The 16,387-nt window shown below is 38.2% G+C and carries 14 protein-coding genes, 4 tRNA genes and 1 pseudogene; 9 read left to right on the top strand and 10 right to left on the bottom strand.

What is annotated here, in order from left to right; translation table 11 throughout:
• The first annotated feature begins 98 nt into the window (after window positions 1-98).
• From G0028_RS16925 to G0028_RS16910, 4 genes are all read left to right on the top strand, one after another.
• Entirely contained in the window at window positions 99-572 is a 474-nt protein-coding gene (locus G0028_RS16925; protein ID WP_130072186.1) for a hypothetical protein, read from the top strand.
• Window positions 569-1,081: a hypothetical protein gene (locus tag G0028_RS16920; protein WP_130072185.1), complete on the top strand. Its 513-nt coding sequence runs from the start codon at window positions 569-571 to the stop codon at window positions 1,079-1,081. The genes G0028_RS16925 and G0028_RS16920 overlap by 4 nt, the downstream gene beginning before the upstream one ends.
• Before the next feature lie 28 nt (window positions 1,082-1,109).
• Entirely contained in the window at window positions 1,110-1,475 is a 366-nt protein-coding gene (locus G0028_RS16915) for a 2OG-Fe(II) oxygenase (RefSeq protein WP_257222249.1), read from the top strand.
• 111 nt (window positions 1,476-1,586) lie between these two features.
• The gene (locus G0028_RS16910; RefSeq protein ID WP_130072184.1) at window positions 1,587-2,699 is read left to right on the top strand and encodes an HPP family protein; all 1,113 of its coding nucleotides are present in this window, start codon (window positions 1,587-1,589) and stop codon (window positions 2,697-2,699) included.
• A 91-nt stretch (window positions 2,700-2,790) separates the two neighbouring features.
• On the opposite strand, the gene G0028_RS16905 is transcribed toward G0028_RS16910, so the two are convergent.
• A complete protein-coding gene (locus G0028_RS16905; RefSeq protein ID WP_130072183.1) occupies window positions 2,791-3,057 on the bottom strand; it encodes a PspC domain-containing protein in 267 nt (88 codons plus the stop codon).
• A gap of 304 nt (window positions 3,058-3,361) precedes the next feature.
• Between G0028_RS16905 and G0028_RS16900 the strand changes: the two genes are divergently transcribed.
• The 3 genes and pseudogenes from G0028_RS16900 (at window position 3,362) to G0028_RS16890 (ending at window position 5,944) form a co-directional block, all read left to right on the top strand.
• Window positions 3,362-4,018, top strand: a complete 657-nt coding sequence (locus G0028_RS16900; protein ID WP_180046288.1) for a hypothetical protein — start codon at window positions 3,362-3,364, stop codon at window positions 4,016-4,018.
• Window positions 4,019-4,178: 160 nt separating this feature from the next.
• Window positions 4,179-4,718, top strand: a pseudogene (locus G0028_RS16895) (IS5 family transposase); the annotation flags it as partial.
• A gap of 239 nt (window positions 4,719-4,957) precedes the next feature.
• The gene (locus G0028_RS16890; protein ID WP_111885219.1) at window positions 4,958-5,944 is read left to right on the top strand and encodes an IS110 family transposase; all 987 of its coding nucleotides are present in this window, start codon (window positions 4,958-4,960) and stop codon (window positions 5,942-5,944) included.
• Between the two features lie 175 nt (window positions 5,945-6,119).
• Here the strand turns inward: G0028_RS16890 and G0028_RS16880 are convergent, their stop codons facing one another.
• The 8 genes from G0028_RS16880 to G0028_RS16845 form a co-directional block, all read right to left on the bottom strand.
• On the bottom strand, window positions 6,120-6,287 hold the full coding sequence (locus G0028_RS16880; RefSeq protein ID WP_165353025.1) for a hypothetical protein: 168 nt from the start codon (window positions 6,285-6,287) through the stop codon (window positions 6,120-6,122).
• Window positions 6,288-6,557: 270 nt separating this feature from the next.
• Window positions 6,558-6,767: a hypothetical protein gene (locus G0028_RS16875; RefSeq protein ID WP_130072181.1), complete on the bottom strand. Its 210-nt coding sequence runs from the start codon at window positions 6,765-6,767 to the stop codon at window positions 6,558-6,560.
• Between the two features lie 79 nt (window positions 6,768-6,846).
• Window positions 6,847-6,922: transfer RNA gene (locus tag G0028_RS16870), tRNA-Lys, on the bottom strand.
• A gap of 260 nt (window positions 6,923-7,182) precedes the next feature.
• A tRNA-Lys gene (locus tag G0028_RS16865) sits at window positions 7,183-7,258 on the bottom strand.
• Window positions 7,259-7,314: 56 nt separating this feature from the next.
• A tRNA-Lys gene (locus G0028_RS16860) sits at window positions 7,315-7,390 on the bottom strand.
• A gap of 22 nt (window positions 7,391-7,412) precedes the next feature.
• A tRNA-Lys gene (locus tag G0028_RS16855) sits at window positions 7,413-7,488 on the bottom strand.
• A 192-nt stretch (window positions 7,489-7,680) separates the two neighbouring features.
• Complete coding sequence (locus G0028_RS16850) at window positions 7,681-9,522, bottom strand: long-chain-acyl-CoA synthetase (protein ID WP_180046859.1); 1,842 nt, start codon at window positions 9,520-9,522, stop codon at window positions 7,681-7,683.
• Window positions 9,523-9,729: 207 nt separating this feature from the next.
• On the bottom strand, window positions 9,730-13,218 hold the full coding sequence (locus G0028_RS16845) for an Rne/Rng family ribonuclease (protein WP_180046861.1): 3,489 nt from the start codon (window positions 13,216-13,218) through the stop codon (window positions 9,730-9,732).
• A gap of 782 nt (window positions 13,219-14,000) precedes the next feature.
• Here G0028_RS16845 and G0028_RS16835 point away from each other — a divergent pair.
• On the top strand, window positions 14,001-14,951 hold the full coding sequence (locus G0028_RS16835) for an RluA family pseudouridine synthase (RefSeq protein WP_180046863.1): 951 nt from the start codon (window positions 14,001-14,003) through the stop codon (window positions 14,949-14,951).
• Between the two features lie 227 nt (window positions 14,952-15,178).
• Window positions 15,179-15,835 carry an HAD-IA family hydrolase gene (locus G0028_RS16830; protein WP_130072177.1) on the top strand — a complete coding sequence of 219 codons (657 nt, stop codon included), beginning with the start codon at window positions 15,179-15,181 and terminating at the stop codon, window positions 15,833-15,835.
• A gap of 194 nt (window positions 15,836-16,029) precedes the next feature.
• On the opposite strand, the gene G0028_RS16825 is transcribed toward G0028_RS16830, so the two are convergent.
• Window positions 16,030-16,257, bottom strand: a complete 228-nt coding sequence (locus G0028_RS16825; RefSeq protein WP_174493807.1) for a hypothetical protein — start codon at window positions 16,255-16,257, stop codon at window positions 16,030-16,032.
• Window positions 16,258-16,387 lie beyond the last annotated feature (130 nt).

Here is a 16,387-nt window from a genome sequence, read left to right as displayed (position 1 = left end):
AAAAAATTGGTTCTAAGTATAAGGATTTTGGGGGAGAGTGGCAAAGGTTATAGATCAAGTTATACTGTTTTTCATGGTGATCAGAATTAAAGCAAAACATGTATCTAACCGATTATGAAAATAAATTCAAAAGTTGGACAAGTTTTAAAGACTTGCCATTTGGATTGTCTTTTTTAGATGATGAATATGAAATAGAGAATTATCTTGCTGAGCGGACAACTTTTTTAAAGGGATTCGAGGCAACTGAGTTTTCTCGACTGTTTTTTAAAGAAATGCCAAAGTCTTTTAAGTATGAGAAATTTTTAAATATTGTAGATAGCTGGAATTCTGAACAAGATATTGCCAATGTTCGTGAATGGTTATTTGAGCTAAAAATTCCTTTCGATCAAGATATTTACATGCTTTATGATGAAAATGTTATAAAAACCAAATGGAGAGTTTTTGTAAAACATTGGGATGTTTTTAGTTGGTTAGTCGGGTTTAGTTTAAATATTGTTGATCGTACAAGAAGCTGGATGTTAGAAGTTCATCATGATCAAGTCATGAATTTTTATTCGATGGAAAATAGATGAATCATTTAGAAATTATTGGCAAAAATTTAGTTCATGAAAGAAGTGTGGAAGATTATATTGATTGGGCAATTTTGAAACTTGAGCAAGGTTTTGAAACAGAGTCGATTATTGCTTTAGTGTCTTTGATGTTGGAAGTTTTTCCTGAGTTGAATATTGCTGAACACTTTTTTACTCAGTCTATTGACGAAATTGGTTTAGTTCATCCAAGTGATAAAGCAGCAATTTATGCATATTTGCAGTTTTATTGTGATGAAGTGATTCTTGGGAAAATTAAACCTGAAAAGGCTGTCAGTGAATTAACGGAGATTTGTGAAAATATAAATTTAAGCCCAGAATTAAAAGAAATTTATCATCCAGCAATGACAGTCTGGTATCAGTTAAGTGAGGATTTATATATGTTTTCTATGGATGAATCTTCAATTTATCATTATGAATTTAACCATTTAAATACAGATGCTTATATTTTAAAAATGATACATCAATTTCAATCAAAACTAATGATAGATTGATCACAATAACTTAAAATGATTTAGGTGGATGATGAAATTAGCTTTGTTTGACCAGAAATGGTTAGTTTGGCAAAAAGGTCGACAACAATCAGGCTATGACAAACTGCTCTTAGCCTATATTCCAATGGGTATTAAAGTAGATCTATTTTTATTGCGCTTTCCGATAGGCTCAGAAATTCCACCTCATCGGGATATTGTCAAAGCAGCGCGACATTTTCGTTTAAATATCATCATTAAAAAATCAAAGAAAGGCGGTGAGTTTATCTGTGAAAAGCCTATTTTAAATTTAGACCGAATCAAATTATTTCGTTCAGATGTATATACACATTCAGTCACGAAAGTCAGTGGTTCTGCACGATATGTATTGAGTGTGGGGTGGATATTAGCAGCATAAATCAAAACTTAATCTTCAAACCATAATTTTTTTCATAAGATGGATATTAAATATATCTTATGACTACAACGACGTATAATTATACTCAAATCGGTAAAATCAAGGAACGACGTGTTTCATACTCAACTTGAATGGCTTAATACCCTAAAACCCAATTTTAAAGTTTTACCCCTCAAAGACCGATTGTTATGTGGTGTTGGCGCATTACTAGGTTTAGCAATCTCATCGCTCATCAGTTGGTATGTGTTGGGTGATTTTAATGCATGGTATATCGCCCCGATGGGCGCATCGTCAGTTTTACTCTTTGCCGTTCCTGCAAGTCCCTTAGCACAACCGTGGAATATGGTGGTGGGCAATATCATTGCAGGGGTGATAGGGGTGACTTGTGCGATGTTTATTTCCAATCAAACAGAAGCATTTAGTATTGCAGTTGCTACGGCTATTTTCTTGATGATGACCACAGATTCGCTACATCCACCGAGTGGGGCAGTTGCAATTACGGCCGTGTTAGGCGGAGATTCGATTCATCAATTGGGCTACAACTTTATTTTCTATCCTGTTTTATTAAATTCTGTTTTGCTTTTGGCTGTGGCAATTATTTTTAACCGTTTACTTGGCAAGCAATATCCACAAGTGGCTCAAGTCAATACACGTTCTAAAGATCCCACACCGACACAAAAAGTCACCATTCAACCGCAAGATATTCAAGAGGTTTTAGAGCAACAAACTCAGTTGTTAGATATTAGCGAATATGACCTGCAAAAAATTATTTTACAGGCACAAGAAAAAGCCAGTGCGCGTGTAGTGACACAGTTTCTCTGTGAAGACATTATGTCGAAAGATGTGATGAGTTTGCAGGAAAATGATAATATTCATCATGCTTTAGATCAGTTTAAAAAAGTGAATTTGATGAGCTTACCCGTCATTAATGTACAACAAGAATTGGTTGGAACGTTGGCTTTATATGATGTCGTTGAGTGGTTTAAACGAGCTGCCGATCCACGAGCATCATGGGAACATATGGTCAAACAAATTATGAATCGGAAAGTCGTTACGGTGCAACCACAGCAAGACATTCAAGATTTAGTGCCTTATTTTGTAGAACGTTCTTTTAACTATATTCCTGTGGTTGAGCAACATCGATTGGTGGGTATTATTAGTCGTGCAGATATGATTGCTGCCTTACAACAACAGATCAATAGCTTGAAAAGTTTAAAAAATTAAAATTTGGATATAAAAAACGCTACGACAGTTTAGGGGATACTTTGTCGTAGCGGTGAAAATGAAACAGTGTATTAAAACAATGAGTGAAAGATTATTTAAATTTTTCGTTTTGCACAGTACGAATGGGTTGTTGATAACCATTTGAGTATGGGGACTGCAATTGCAAATCCTGTTTAGGAATCAATAACCAAAGCACCAGATAAACTAAAATTCCTGGAAAAGCCGCACTCATACATGAAACGATAACGAAAATGATGCGTAATAATGTGACATTCCAACCAAAACGTTCAGCAATACCGCCCATGACACCGGCGATCATATTATGTCGGCTAGAACGATATAAACCAGATTTGGCCATGAATTGTTTCTCCTAAAAAATTTAAAAAGGAAAATACCTTTAAAATATATATTGGGCGAGTTGAATGGTTTTAAAGAGGAAATCTTATTGCGATTGTGTATTTTCTGTAAATAACAAGCAGATATTGATCTCATCCATAGTGATAAATTTGAGATAAAAATGTGTGCTAATGATTTGAATAGTTGTGTCTTTTTGTAACAATTGCGGTTGATCAATTTATAGTTTATATAAAAATAAATTACTATAGAGCGATTATTACAAAATTTGAATTTTAAGCTCAAAGATCGTTTTATAGATATGAAATATGAAGTTATCTCTAAATTTTCAATCCTATCTCGCTAAAATTATCACGGTTGGAATATGTAGTTTTCTTACAGCGTGTGATTTCCCGAAGCAATCTGCGGATCAAATAGCAGCAAATAGTACAAATCTTGGGGAGCAGAAACAGGATGCACAACAAGAGGGTAAACGTCTAACCGAAGTTGCAGGCAGAACAGCATTGCCACATGCACAATCTTCTGAATCTGCTGCTCAAGAAATTGTCTCTACACAGTCGCGACCTTATGTTGGGCGTTATCATGTAATTGTTGATTGCAGGGAAAAATTCGCATTATGTGCACAAGGTAAAGCTGAGTTTATGATTAATTTACTTAAAGATGGTACTTCACATCGAACCTTAATTTATTTGGGGAAAATGAGCTATGAAAAGAAATCTAACCAAGCAACTCGCGTATATCAACAAAATACATGGCGATTTAATCCCCAAACACGGCAAATCGAAATACGTCGTATAGAAGGTGTATATTTTTATTATAACGTTAATGAAAATGGTGATTTAGTTATTGATTTAAAAAACATTTATTCAAATAATGAGATAGAAAATGGTCGATTTATTGACGGTACATATGTTCCAACGCAGGAATATGTATTGAAAAAGTTGATAAGCGAAGAAGAAAATTAAAACAAAAATAAATTGATAGGTTATGTGGGGCGAACCCCTAATCCACTTGCTGAATCGCTTAGGACGTACGTGTATTTATAAATGGGGGTAATTATTGGATTTAAAGGGCTTTGTTGCACAAAACTACCGTTAAAGGCTTATTCGGTATTATAATTCTCAAATGAATAAGCCCACACCTAAAATCTATCGTACAACCCATTGGTCTTCTTATAACAGAGCATTAATAAATCGAGGAAATATTTCTATTCGTTGATTCTATTGGCTTAAAGTTTTTAGGTAAAGGCGAATGGAAACCTAAAAAACATCAGCCTGAATATCGTCGCCAATGGCGTAAATTACATATTGGTATCGATGCTGAAACCCTTCAAATACGCGCTATTCAGCTCACAACCAACAATATGAGTGATTCACAGGTGCTTGGTGATTTACTGGATCAGATTCCACAAGAAGAACAGATAGACTCGGTCTATACTGATGGGGCTTATGATACCAAGCAATGCCGTCAGGTCATCGCAGAGCGACAAGCGCATGCGGTGGTTCCACCAAGAAAAATGCGAAACCTTGGAAAGATACAAAGACCAGCTCGTTAGAGCGAAATGAATGACTTTGAAGAGTTAAACGTTTAGGCAGGACATTATGGAAAAAATGGTCAGGCTATCATCGCCGAAGTTTGGTCGAAACCAAGATGCATTGCATCAAATCTTACGAAGCAGTGCTTCTTGTATCTTGATTGATATAGTGATTAGCTACCACTATACGCAAATTGTAGAGTTTGGAGTGCTGCTAAAATCTTAAATTTGAACCTGAGATAAAACCTACAATTTGCCCTTATCCCTCATACAACTCTGAACGGTAACTAAGCACTTTGATGCTGTATTCACAAGGTAAGATGATGGTTAATGGGATAAAAATCATAGCTTAAACTCAAGGAATATCACCATGATTATGCTAGGTATTGATGTCAGTAAAACCAAAATAGATTGTTGCATTTTCCCTCAAGGTTTGACTGGAAAAAGAAAAAATAAAATATTTACTAATACAGAAAGTGGCTTTGGCAGTCTGCTCAAATGGCTCATCACTCTTAAAATTGAACCTGATCAAGTGACAGCAATCATGGAAGCGACTTCGGTTTATCATGAGAATTTGGGATATTATCTATATGATGCAGGTGTAAAGGTTTGTGTGGCTAATCCTTCACGAGTAAGAGCCTTTGCCAAAGGCATGTCCATGCTAAATAAAACGGATAAAGCTGATAGTGAAGCTCTTTCACGTTATGGTTACACCGCAAAGTTAATCATATGGCAGCCTGAACCTGAAAATGTCAGATTATTAAAAGCTTTACTAGGCAGACGAGATGTCTATCTAGGTAGTCTATTGCAGGAAAAGAATCGACTTGAAAAGGCACAGTCCACTCATACCTCTGTTGTTGTGATTAAATTACTTGAAAAAAATATTGAGTATTTAAATCAGCAACTTGAACATATTGATAAGTTAATAAATGATCACATAGATCAAGATCCAACATTGAAACAGGATTTGAAATTACTGCAAACTATTCCTTCAATCGGTGAACGATCAGGCTTATTACTGTTGGGGTTATTTCATTCGCACAAGTTTGAAAAAGCAAGTCAAGCTGCTGCATATGTAGGTTTGGTTCCAGTACATCAGTTGTCTGGCAGTTCAGTCAACAAGCAAAGTCACTTATCAAAAGCAGGTGACAGTAAAATACGCTCAGTATTGTATATGTCAGCATTAACAGCGATTAAATATAATCCACACATTGAAGCTTTATATCAACGATTATTAAGCCAGGGTAAAAATAAAATGTGTGCTTTAGGTGCTGCAATGCGCAAGCTTATACATCTGTGTTATGGCGTTTTAAAACATCAGACTGCCTATCAAAGAGATTATTTATTGGTCGAATAATCTCAAAACCTGATTGACTACCAAGACGGTATCTCAGGTGATAAACTCAGTTCGACAAACTTCCAAAGCCAAGTCAACGAGATGCATGCACGTGTGGCAGTATTAAATACATTTACGGCGTTGGGTTGACCTCACACCCGAGTTATCACCTAAATTTGGATAACTTGGGGAAAGTTTAGCTTTTGAATGTTTGTGCGACAAAGCCTATTTCCTTGTTAATTTGGCTTTTTATGAGCGATTTAATGCCACTTTTACCACTGTTCTTTTCATGCAGTTTATTTTTGTCTTCTTCGCTTAATGATTCAAAAATTTTTATTAGATAATCGCAAGCTTGCTCAGTCATAGATTTTGTAGGAGCTGATCTTGTTTCAAGATGATAGATAAATTGTTTAAATTTAGCGGAATCTATAAAAAAATAATTTAGTATTGAATGTAATGTATACCAGTCATTAAAAGTACGGAAATTTCTATACTCGTGGGGCTGTATTTCTTTAATGAAAATTGGAGAGATATTTGTAAGGTATGTTTCATTTTCTATGGAAAATGGTCTAGGTGGGTGAAGCACTTTACTTAGAATGACATCGAGACTATTAATGAATTTTTTGACAATAGTCTATTCTCCGAATTTAAGTATTTGCTTATTTGTATGTAATTTGCATACTATAAGATTAATACAAATTTGAAGATTGATTTTTGTATCGAGATTTCTAGTAATACGATTGTCTTCAGCTTCTAAGATTTTTTGAATTTCAGAATTAAGTCTTTCAGCTTGTCTCTTGTTTTCATATTCTAGATTTCTTAATCCATCAATCAAATTATTCATTTTTCGCTGCCTATTTGCTACCTATTCATAAATAGCTAATTTTGTTTTTATTTTATTTTCTATAAGTTGTTGAAATATATGGTGGGTTGTGTGGGGTTCGAACCCACGACCAATAGATTAAGAGTCTACTGCTCTACCAACTGAGCTAACAACCCTGAAAAAACTTTAAAATATCATTTTAAAATTTTACAAGAAAACGCCGTGTCTGATTTTTAATACTAGACCACAATACCATCTAACTGTTTTTAAGTTAAATAATTGATATATAATATCAAATTTATAGCTTTAACAGATAAAATTAACAAAATTTCGAGAATGGCGAAGCATCTGAAGAAGATGTTTAGTCTTGGTCGGAACTTGTAGGTTTCTATTCATTATATACCAATCTGGTATAGAAAGAAGCCCTAAGAAAGAATGGTGGGTCGTCCGCGATTCGAACGCGGGACCAACGGATTAAAAGTCCGCTGCTCTACCAGCTGAGCTAACGACCCTGAGCAAGGATAAGCGATCCTGAGCAGGTATTGTAAAATTAGCTTTTACAATAAGATGGTGGGTCGTCCGCGATTCGAACGCGGGACCAACGGATTAAAAGTCCGCTGCTCTACCAGCTGAGCTAACGACCCATCTAAAGATGATCAAAATAAGTGGTGGGTCGTCCGCGATTCGAACGCGGGACCAACGGATTAAAAGTCCGCTGCTCTACCAGCTGAGCTAACGACCCACTATATCTAAGTTTTCACTTAAATACGTAGTGTAAAATAAATTTAAACACTACTTTGTTTTGATGGAGCGTATTTTAGCAATTTATTGATAGAGCGCAAGTAAAAATTAATAAAGTTTGCAGCGTTCGGTTATAAATAACACAATTTTAGGGGTTATTTTCTAAAAATTCCATTTATAACCGAAGCTGGCATTAGAAACGATACTTATATGCTTCTATATTTTGGCAAATTTCATCGTTAATTTCACAATAATGATTTGCACCTGGTAAAAGAACATATAAACGATCTGTGGTTTTTTTCGGATCGTAGCCTTGTTCTTTGAGTTTATTTTTTTGGTATTTAAAAGTACCCGTGGTTTCTACGGCTTCTTGAATACGTAAAAATACAGGTACTGCATAAGAAGGTAAACCTTTTTTGAACTCAGTGACCATATTGGTTAAGTCTTGTTCGCTAAGTTCAGCACCATCATTTAACGTGATGGCTGCCATACCTGCACGTCCATTGGTGTTTGGAATTTCGACTCCATAAACCACCGCTTCAGTGATTTTTTGGTATTCACTGACAATATTTTCAACTTCAGTGGTCGATACGTTTTCACCTTTCCAACGGAATGTATCGCCTAGACGGTCAACGAATTGTGCATGACGGAAGCCAATATCACGGACTAAGTCACCGGTAATAAAGTAAGAGTCACCTTGAGTAAAAACATCATGCATGATCACAGATTTATTTTTTTCAGGGTCAGTATAGCCATCAAAAGGTGAGCGTTTCGTGATTTTACCCAGCAGTAAGCCAACTTCACCTTTTTTAACTTTAATGCAATAACCTTTTTTATCACGTACAGCTTCGTTCTTTTCTTTGTCAAACTGGATGATTGCATAAGGGACTGGTGAAAAACCGACTGTATTATCAAAGTTGAAGATGTTGCTAAAACCGACATTACCTTCGCTTGATGCATACAATTCTAAAATTTCTTTAATACCAAAGCGTTGTTTGAATTTGCTCCAAATATTCGGGCGCATCCCATTGCCGATCATTTTGGTGACACGATGTTTGCGATCATTGTCTGATGGTGGTGCATCCATTAAATAGCGGCAGAGTTCACCGACATAACCAATGGCAGATGCATTAAATTTCTGTACATCAGTCCAGAAACTAGAAGTTGAATATTTTCGGCGAATTGCAAGTGTAGCTGCGCCTGCGATTACTCCACACCAACACACCACCATACCTGTTGCATGATAGAGGGGTAGGGTGCAGTACAAGACATCATCTTCATTTAAATTGAGTACATGCCCATAGGTTCCAAAAGCGAGCATCCAACGGCTATTGGTAAAGATAACTGCTTTGGGTAAACCTGTCGTCCCTGAGGTATAGATGTAAAATAAGCCATCTTTGCCTGTGACTTTATGGGTCGTTGGGACATTGAATTTAGGGAAACGATCAATGACTTCTGCAATGTTGACATAGTTTTTAGGTGCTTGACCTACATCTTTTTGTGTTTCTTGGTCAGCAAACCAGTGGAAGCGATCTTGTGCAATATTAAGATCTTGGCGGATGTCATCCACTGCTGCACGACATTCTTCACCAACAATAATTGCGATAGGATTTACGAGGTTAATGCTATGGGCAAGTACTTTGCCGACTTGAGAGGTATTGACCAGTGCAGAGGTTACCCCAATTTTTGCTAAAGCAATAACTGTTGCAATTAATTCAGGGCGGTTTTCAATCATCACCGTGATGACATCACCTTTGCTTGCACCAATCGACAAATAGTAGTGTGCAATTTGGTTTGCCCAATTGTTAAGTTCTTTATAGCTAAAACGTTGCTCTTCAAAAATCAAAGCATCGCCATAAGGGTTACGTTTCACTGCACGTTCAAATGCTAGACCTAAACCCGAAGGCGTATTGGGTGTACGTAAATAGGCTTGTTTTAGTCCTGTGAGTAAATTGGGTACTTTACTGAGAAACTGAGGTAATCGTGCTGCGACATCAGTAATCCCAATAAGATCATTTTGTATATTTGCGCTCATAAGCATCCTATTTATTTTTCGTAATCCAATAAAGTCTATTTTGTTTGCGAGTAACTTTACGTAAATTTTACAGTTGTCCTTTTTAGGGTATAGTGCTAGAGCAATCAACCTAATTTGACAAAACTCATCAAAATAGTATTAAAAATAGCAAAAAAACCTAGCCATCGAAATGACTAGGTTTTTTTAAATTACCCGCAATTCAGCAAATTAGTCAGCTGCAGGCGGTGTCGCTTTTTTTGGTGGGCGACCACGAGGACGGCGTGGGCGCGCTGGTTTTTCACCATCAGCTTTGTCAGCATCTGCATTTGTCTCAGCTTTTTTACTGGTTTTTTCTACTGGTGTAGATGTTGCAGTATCAAGTACTAAGTCTTGTTGTGCTTTTGCTTTGCTTTGCGGTTTTTCAGTTGTTTCTACCTTTGCTTCAACAGCTTGTGGCTCAGCGTGTACTTCAACTTTTGGTGTTATTTCAACCGTAGTTTCAGTTGCTGTGTCAGAAGGGTTTTCAGTGTGTACAGCATCATTTTGTGTTGCTGCTGTTTCGACGATCGCTACTTCAACAGTAGGTGCTGCAGCTACGGCTTGAACAGGAGTTATTGTTTCAGTCGCATGCTTTTGTTCCACATGTGCTTGTTTTGCTTGTTCAGCAGCAAGCTTTGCTAAACGGCGACGTTCGCGAGGATCGTTAGCAACACGTTTGTCTGAAACAGGTTTTGGCGGTGTTAAGTCTAACACTGGCGCAGGTTCAGCTTCAGGTGCAGCCTTGCTAATTTCCACATCACGAGTGACTGCTTTTTTCTCTACTGCGACTTCAGATTTTTCAATTTGAAGTGTAGATGCATACTCATCTGTGAACTTTTGTAGTGCACGATTGAAGGTTGGAATCAGTCCAAATTGTTCAATCAATACCGCACAGTCTTCACCATATACATGACGAATTAAGCTGCCAATGGTGTATTGACCTAAAGTTGGCACTTGTGACGGTGTTAGCCTTGGTGCTGCAACAGGTGTAGCTTTTGTTGCTTCACGTTGTTGACGGCGGCGTTGGCGTGGATCATTGCTTGCACGTTTTACAGGTTGGCTTGGCGCTTCAAGCTGCTGCTCAGGTACAGATGTAACCTCAACTTTTTTTGCCACAGGCTGAGCGATATCTTGGCTCACCAGTGCTTCAACTTCAGTTTTAGCGACAACAGGCACTGTCACTTCTTTTGAGGTTGGCACAGCTTTTTGTTGTGGTGCTAAAGCGATGATTTCACTTTTTGATTGATCTACATTCACCACAAGTGCAGTGGTCAATGTGTCATTGCGTGGAGCATCAACCAAGTCCACTTTAATGCTTGCAGTTTTCTCTACTGCTTTTGCTTCAACAGGTGCAGTGACCTGTGCTTGTGCAGTTGGATTTTGCTCATCATTAAACACGCTTGCATCGCGGTGGCGATTTGGACGGTTTGGACGTTGATGGTTGTTACGATCACGGCGTGGAACTGCAGGTTCAGCGTGATGATTTACATCTGCATGCTGCTGTTGCTGATCGTGTTGAGGACGCTGTTGTTTCTGTTGACGGCGTTGCTCTTGACGTGGTTCACGCTGTTCATGACGTGGCGCTTGCACAACTTCTTCAATCACTTGATTTTGTTCATGTGACTGTTCGCGCGCTTCTTTGTGCTTATTATTGTTATTACGTTTTTTGTTGTTACGTTGAGATTTTTCATCTTTCTCAAGCGTTTTTTCAGCGTAATCACGTTGTTCATTTTTTTGAACAGGCGTGTGACTTAAATAAGCATTGGTGTCTGCGACTGGACGTTGAGGTGCTGTTGTTGGTACTGGCGCAGCGACAACGTTTGTATTCACTTGGCCAAACTGACCACGACTGACTGCACCACCATTGATCATTTGTTCAATCGCAGCTGCTGCATTGTTTGCAGTACGTGATTGATCAATAGTTGTTGCTTGTTTTTGTACAAACAAGTTTTCTAACCATGCGCATGGGCTAGATGAAGGTTGTGCAACTTGTGCTTGCACCACTTGTTGTGGTTTTTGTTGTTGCGCTTGTGCTGCATTTTGCTTTCTATTGCTGTTGCCTTGCTTTTGATTTTGCTGTTGAGCAGGCGCAGCTGGGTTGAGTTGAGCAGCTTGTTGCTGTTCTTCTTCTAAATGCCATTCAGAAGACTCATAACCTAACTCTTTTTCGCTTGAACGAGTTGCTTCAGTCCGTTCATAACTGGTTGGTGCAAAGCCTTCAGGGTTATATGAAATTTCGTAATGAGGCGTTTCTAAATGTGGATGTGGCAATACAGTCACACGTACATTTGAAGTTTGTTCTAAGTAGACAAGGCTATGACGTTTTTCATTCAATAAGAATGCTGCAATTTCAACAGGAACTTCAACTTGAACTTCACCATGACGTTCACGAAGCGCAATTTCTTCTACTTTACGCATGATTGAAAGTGAAAGTGAACGTAAGTCACGTACCATGCCTGTGCCATGACAGCGAGGGCAGACATAACCTGTTGCTTCTTCAAGAGAAGGGCGTAAGCGTTGACGGCTCATTTCCATCAAACCAAAGCGTGATAACTGACCGAATTGAATACGTGCACGGTCGCTTTGTGTTGCTTCACGCAGTTTCGCTTCAACCATACGTTGGTTGCGCTCTTTGGTCATGTCGATAAAATCAATCACCACTAGACCGCCAATATCACGTAAACGCAGTTGACGAGAAATTTCTTCAGCCGCTTCTAAGTTAGTACTTAACGCAGTTTCCTCTACGTCATGACCACGTGTCGATTTTGCTGAGTTAATATCAATCGAAACCAACGCTTCAGTTTGGTCAATGACAATTGAACCACCAGAAGGAAGTTTTACTTCACGCTCATAGGCTGTTTGAATTTGGCTTTCAATCCCGAAATGGGCAAATAGAGGCTCATTGATGGTGTAGGTTTTGAGTTTGTCGAGTTGGTTCGGCATCACGGCTTTAACAAAGTTATACGCTTCGTTATACGCTTGCTCAGAATCAATTAAAATTTCGGCAACATCATCACGTAGATAGTCACGAATGGCACGTGTTACTACACCTGCTTCTTGGTGTACTAACATCGGAGATGGACCTGAATTCGCAGTGCCTTGAATCTGTGCCCAAAGGTCTAATAAATGTTGTAAGTCGAGTTGTAGTTCTTCTTGTGAGCGTCCAATGCCTGCGGTACGAACAATCACACTCATACCACGTGGGGTATTTAATGAAGCCAACATTTCTTTCAGTTCTTCACGGACTGAACCTGAAATTTGACGACTGATACCACCACCTTTTGGATTGTTTGGCATCAAGACCAAATAACGACCTGCAAGCGAAATATAAGTGGAAAGTGCTGCACCTTTGTTGCCGCGTTCTTCTTTTTCTACTTGGACAAGAAGCTCAGTACCTTCAGTAATGAGTTCACGAATGTTTGAAGTTTGGCGAGGATCTGCTTTGTAGTAAGAGTTGGCAATTTCACGCATCGACAAGAAACCTTGACGACCTGCACCATATTCTACAAATACAGCTTCTAAAGACGGTTCTACACGAGTCACATGACCTTTGTAGATATTGGCTTTCTTTTGTTCACGCGTGCGATTTTCTAAGTCAAAATCGTAAAGGCGGTGACCAGTGATAAGTGCAACGCGAATTTCTTCGGCATGTGTTGCATTAATCAACATACGTTTCATGGGTGTAACACCTAATAGTGATCCACACCGACAACTCGCTGTTTTAGTCTAACAAACATCATGGCTTAGAAATACATTGTTGATTTTGGATAAATCTTAATGCGTCTAAAGATGATTTGCCTGCCTATGAATGGGCGGGGAATTACATCTGTGTGATGTTGCAATCCTACTTTAACCTTTGCACGATTAAAGTTTTTGAGCGCTTCACTGGCACTAAAAAGTGGTGCATTGGATGACTGTTATGTCGTCTTTCACTGGCACATACTGCTCGAAGATTAACTCGTCTTATTTGAGATCAAGTATGTCTTGATACGGAATGATCATCGTATCTTTACAAGTTGTGCAGTTCCAATGCCTCAAACACTTATGTCCTGAAATTGCTCTAGCGACTTGTCTGATGTGTATCAGTTTATGTTTAAAAACCAACGTAGAGGTTGGCGCATATATTTTTAAACAAACTGATTTATGTACTTTAAGTACAATTAAACGCAACAGTCTGTCATTTTGCCGATATAATAAGCCTTCGGCGTCGGCATATTCTTTTGGGACCATTCCGAGCTTTGGGTGAATGCTTTATCACGTCTATGCTTTCAAAAAGTTTTTCGTTTCAAAAGTTTCTGAGAACATACGTGTAAAGTTCACTTACGGTGGTATCCGTGCGCTGACTATAGCAAACCTTGCATCATCTGCCTATGGGCTATACGGTTATTTTGTATGAAATGTATAGTCTAAGTGATCAGTTTTTAATCAAAATTTCGTTTTTATTGGGTCATCGTAACTGTATGAATTCTACGCAAGATTGGCAAAGTGTCACCTGGTTTGAAGTTGACGAACATCAGGAAGCGCAACGCATTGATAATTTTTTATTTTCACGTTTAAAGGGCGTACCGAAAAGTCGTATCTATCGTTTGATTCGTGAAGGTCAAGTTCGAGTCAATAAAAAACGAGTAAAGGCAGAAACCAAACTTGCCATTGGTGATCAAATTCGTGTTGCTCCAATTCGCTTTGAACAAAAAGATCAATCTACTGTACCTGTATCTGATAAGGTTGCACAAAGTCTACTCAGCCGTGTGGTGTATGAAGATGAAGGTTTGATGGTGGTCAATAAGCCTTCAGGTATTGCTGTACATGGTGGGAGTGGTGTGGCATATGGCTTAATTGAGGGTTTACGCGCGGCGACAGGTAAAAAATATTTAGAACTGATTCATCGTATTGACCGTGATACATCGGGCTTAGTGATGATTTCTAAAAAACGAAGTGTCTTGAAAACATTGCAAGATTTATTGCGTGAACACAAAATTCAAAAAACGTATGCTGCGATTGTTAAAGGGCAAGTGAGTTTAGATAATCAATTGATTGATCAGCCTTTGTTACGTTATGAATTGGCAAATGGTGAGCGTCGTGTCCGTGTGTCAAAAGACGGTAAAGATTCTAAGACACAATGGAAAGTGGCTGAACGTTTTATGCATGCCACATTGGTTTATGCATCACCACTTTCAGGACGTACGCATCAGATTCGTGTGCATGGTTTAAGTATTGGGCATCCTTTGGTGGGGGATGACAAATATGGTCATGAGACTGAATACCGTGGACCAAATCCACGCCGTTTATGTTTACATGCGATGCGTTTGGAAATTCCAGGTTATGAAACTATTGAAGCACCGTTGCCTGAAGACATGCAGAGTTTGGTTGCTCAGTTAAGAGCGCAAAAAGCGGATAAGCCAATTGCTTAATTGCTTAAAAATACTCTCCTTTTATGAAGTGGTATTGATTAATTAAAAGGGCAGGCTGATCAGTTTTTACCTAAATGATCAACCATAGTTATTCATTTTATTAGATTGAACATTCCTTCTATTTACCATATGTGGCTCAGGGAGAAGGTTAGGATGATGGAATTTATTTAATAAAACCCCTTCCTAACCCTCTCCTAAAAGGAGAGGGGATTTTATTGAGAAAAGTCATGCAAAAACCTGTAGAGCTGATTATTTTTGATTGGGATGGAACATTGTTTGATTCTGTCGGGCAAATTGTGGCAAGTTTAAAATTTGCCGCACAGCAATTTGAACAGCCTTTAACAGATGATGCGGCAAAAAGTATTATTGGTTTGGGCTTGCCTGAAGTGGCGCAAGTTTTATTTCCAACAGTACCGAAATTACATCGTGATATTTTGAAAACCTACGGTGATCATTATGTAGAGCATTCTAGAGGTGATCAGTGGTTTGCGGGGGTGTCGGAAATGTTACATGATTTGAGTGCAAAAAATCTCAAGTTGGCCGTTGCAACCGGTAAAAGCCGTAAAGGTCTAGACCGTGTTTTAGGACAAACCGATAGTCGTGATTTATTTTGTGTGACCCGTGCTGCAAGTGAAACCAAGTCCAAACCTGATCCATTAATGTTGGCTGAAATTTTACAACAGACAGGTATTCAGGCAGATCGTGCGATTATGGTGGGTGATACCTCATATGATTTGGAAATGGCAAAAAATATTGCAATGCCGCGTGTAGGGGTGAGTTATGGTGTACATAGTGTTGAAGTTTTACAAAGCTTTCAGCCACTCAGTATCGCGCATGATGTCGCTGCTTTGCATCAATTTTTAAATGCACAAGTCGATGCTTAGCGTGTTGCTGCCGAATATGGGTTAATCATCCATAAAAATCAAAAAAGCTACGTTATTGAAGTCACGCAGCTTTTTTATTTAATTTTAAAGTTTTGAATTTCAGGTTGATGCGTGTTCCAGTCGATCCAATAGTGAGTAACAGTGACCATTTTATTTTGAATTTTCATAATTTTATAAACATCATGTCGTGGTGGTTAGATTTCATTTGTATTTTTATAACCACGAGAACATTCCATGTCATTTTGCCATGCAGCCGCTGTGGCTTGAGCATTAAATTTTAAGCCCGCGCAAGTTGCCCTATTTAAAATGAGATATTTCCCTTTCAGTTGAGCTTGATCGTTGTTTGCGAAAGCGTCTGAGGAAATAGAACCCAGTGAAAGAAGTGTCAGTAGACCGAGTATTTTAGAAAAAGATGTGATCATTGTGTTATTTTTATTATAAGTTGATAAGGCTCAAGCATAAGTGTTCTTCATCATGATTCAAAAATTGTGAGTGAATATACAGGCTCATATTATCTTTTAGTCGTAGAAAAAGAAAAAATTAAAAAATAAT

Origin of the sequence: Acinetobacter piscicola (assembly GCF_015218165.1) — a bacterium.
GTDB classification, from domain to species: domain Bacteria; phylum Pseudomonadota; class Gammaproteobacteria; order Pseudomonadales; family Moraxellaceae; genus Acinetobacter; species Acinetobacter piscicola_A.
Note: the sequence above shows the minus strand (reverse complement) of the source record. Positions and strands in the feature narration are given on the sequence as shown.

Excerpts from the sequence above, each read along its gene's own strand:
- G0028_RS16875 (WP_130072181.1), bottom strand. The coding sequence starts at position 6,767 with ATGAATAATTTGATTGATGGATTAAGAAATCTAGAATATGAAAACAAG.
- G0028_RS16825 (WP_174493807.1), bottom strand. The coding sequence starts at position 16,257 with ATGATCACATCTTTTTCTAAAATACTCGGTCTACTGACACTTCTTTCA.
- G0028_RS16835 (WP_180046863.1), top strand. The coding sequence starts at position 14,001 with ATGAATTCTACGCAAGATTGGCAAAGTGTCACCTGGTTTGAAGTTGAC.
- G0028_RS16915 (WP_257222249.1), top strand. The coding sequence starts at position 1,110 with ATGATGAAATTAGCTTTGTTTGACCAGAAATGGTTAGTTTGGCAAAAA.
- G0028_RS16890 (WP_111885219.1), top strand. The coding sequence starts at position 4,958 with ATGATTATGCTAGGTATTGATGTCAGTAAAACCAAAATAGATTGTTGC.
- G0028_RS16845 (WP_180046861.1), bottom strand. The coding sequence starts at position 13,218 with ATGAAACGTATGTTGATTAATGCAACACATGCCGAAGAAATTCGCGTT.
- G0028_RS16900 (WP_180046288.1), top strand. The coding sequence starts at position 3,362 with ATGAAGTTATCTCTAAATTTTCAATCCTATCTCGCTAAAATTATCACG.
- G0028_RS16905 (WP_130072183.1), bottom strand. The coding sequence starts at position 3,057 with ATGGCCAAATCTGGTTTATATCGTTCTAGCCGACATAATATGATCGCC.
- G0028_RS16880 (WP_165353025.1), bottom strand. The coding sequence starts at position 6,287 with ATGACTGAGCAAGCTTGCGATTATCTAATAAAAATTTTTGAATCATTA.
- G0028_RS16920 (WP_130072185.1), top strand. The coding sequence starts at position 569 with ATGAATCATTTAGAAATTATTGGCAAAAATTTAGTTCATGAAAGAAGT.
- G0028_RS16925 (WP_130072186.1), top strand. The coding sequence starts at position 99 with ATGTATCTAACCGATTATGAAAATAAATTCAAAAGTTGGACAAGTTTT.
- G0028_RS16850 (WP_180046859.1), bottom strand. The coding sequence starts at position 9,522 with ATGAGCGCAAATATACAAAATGATCTTATTGGGATTACTGATGTCGCA.
- G0028_RS16830 (WP_130072177.1), top strand. The coding sequence starts at position 15,179 with ATGCAAAAACCTGTAGAGCTGATTATTTTTGATTGGGATGGAACATTG.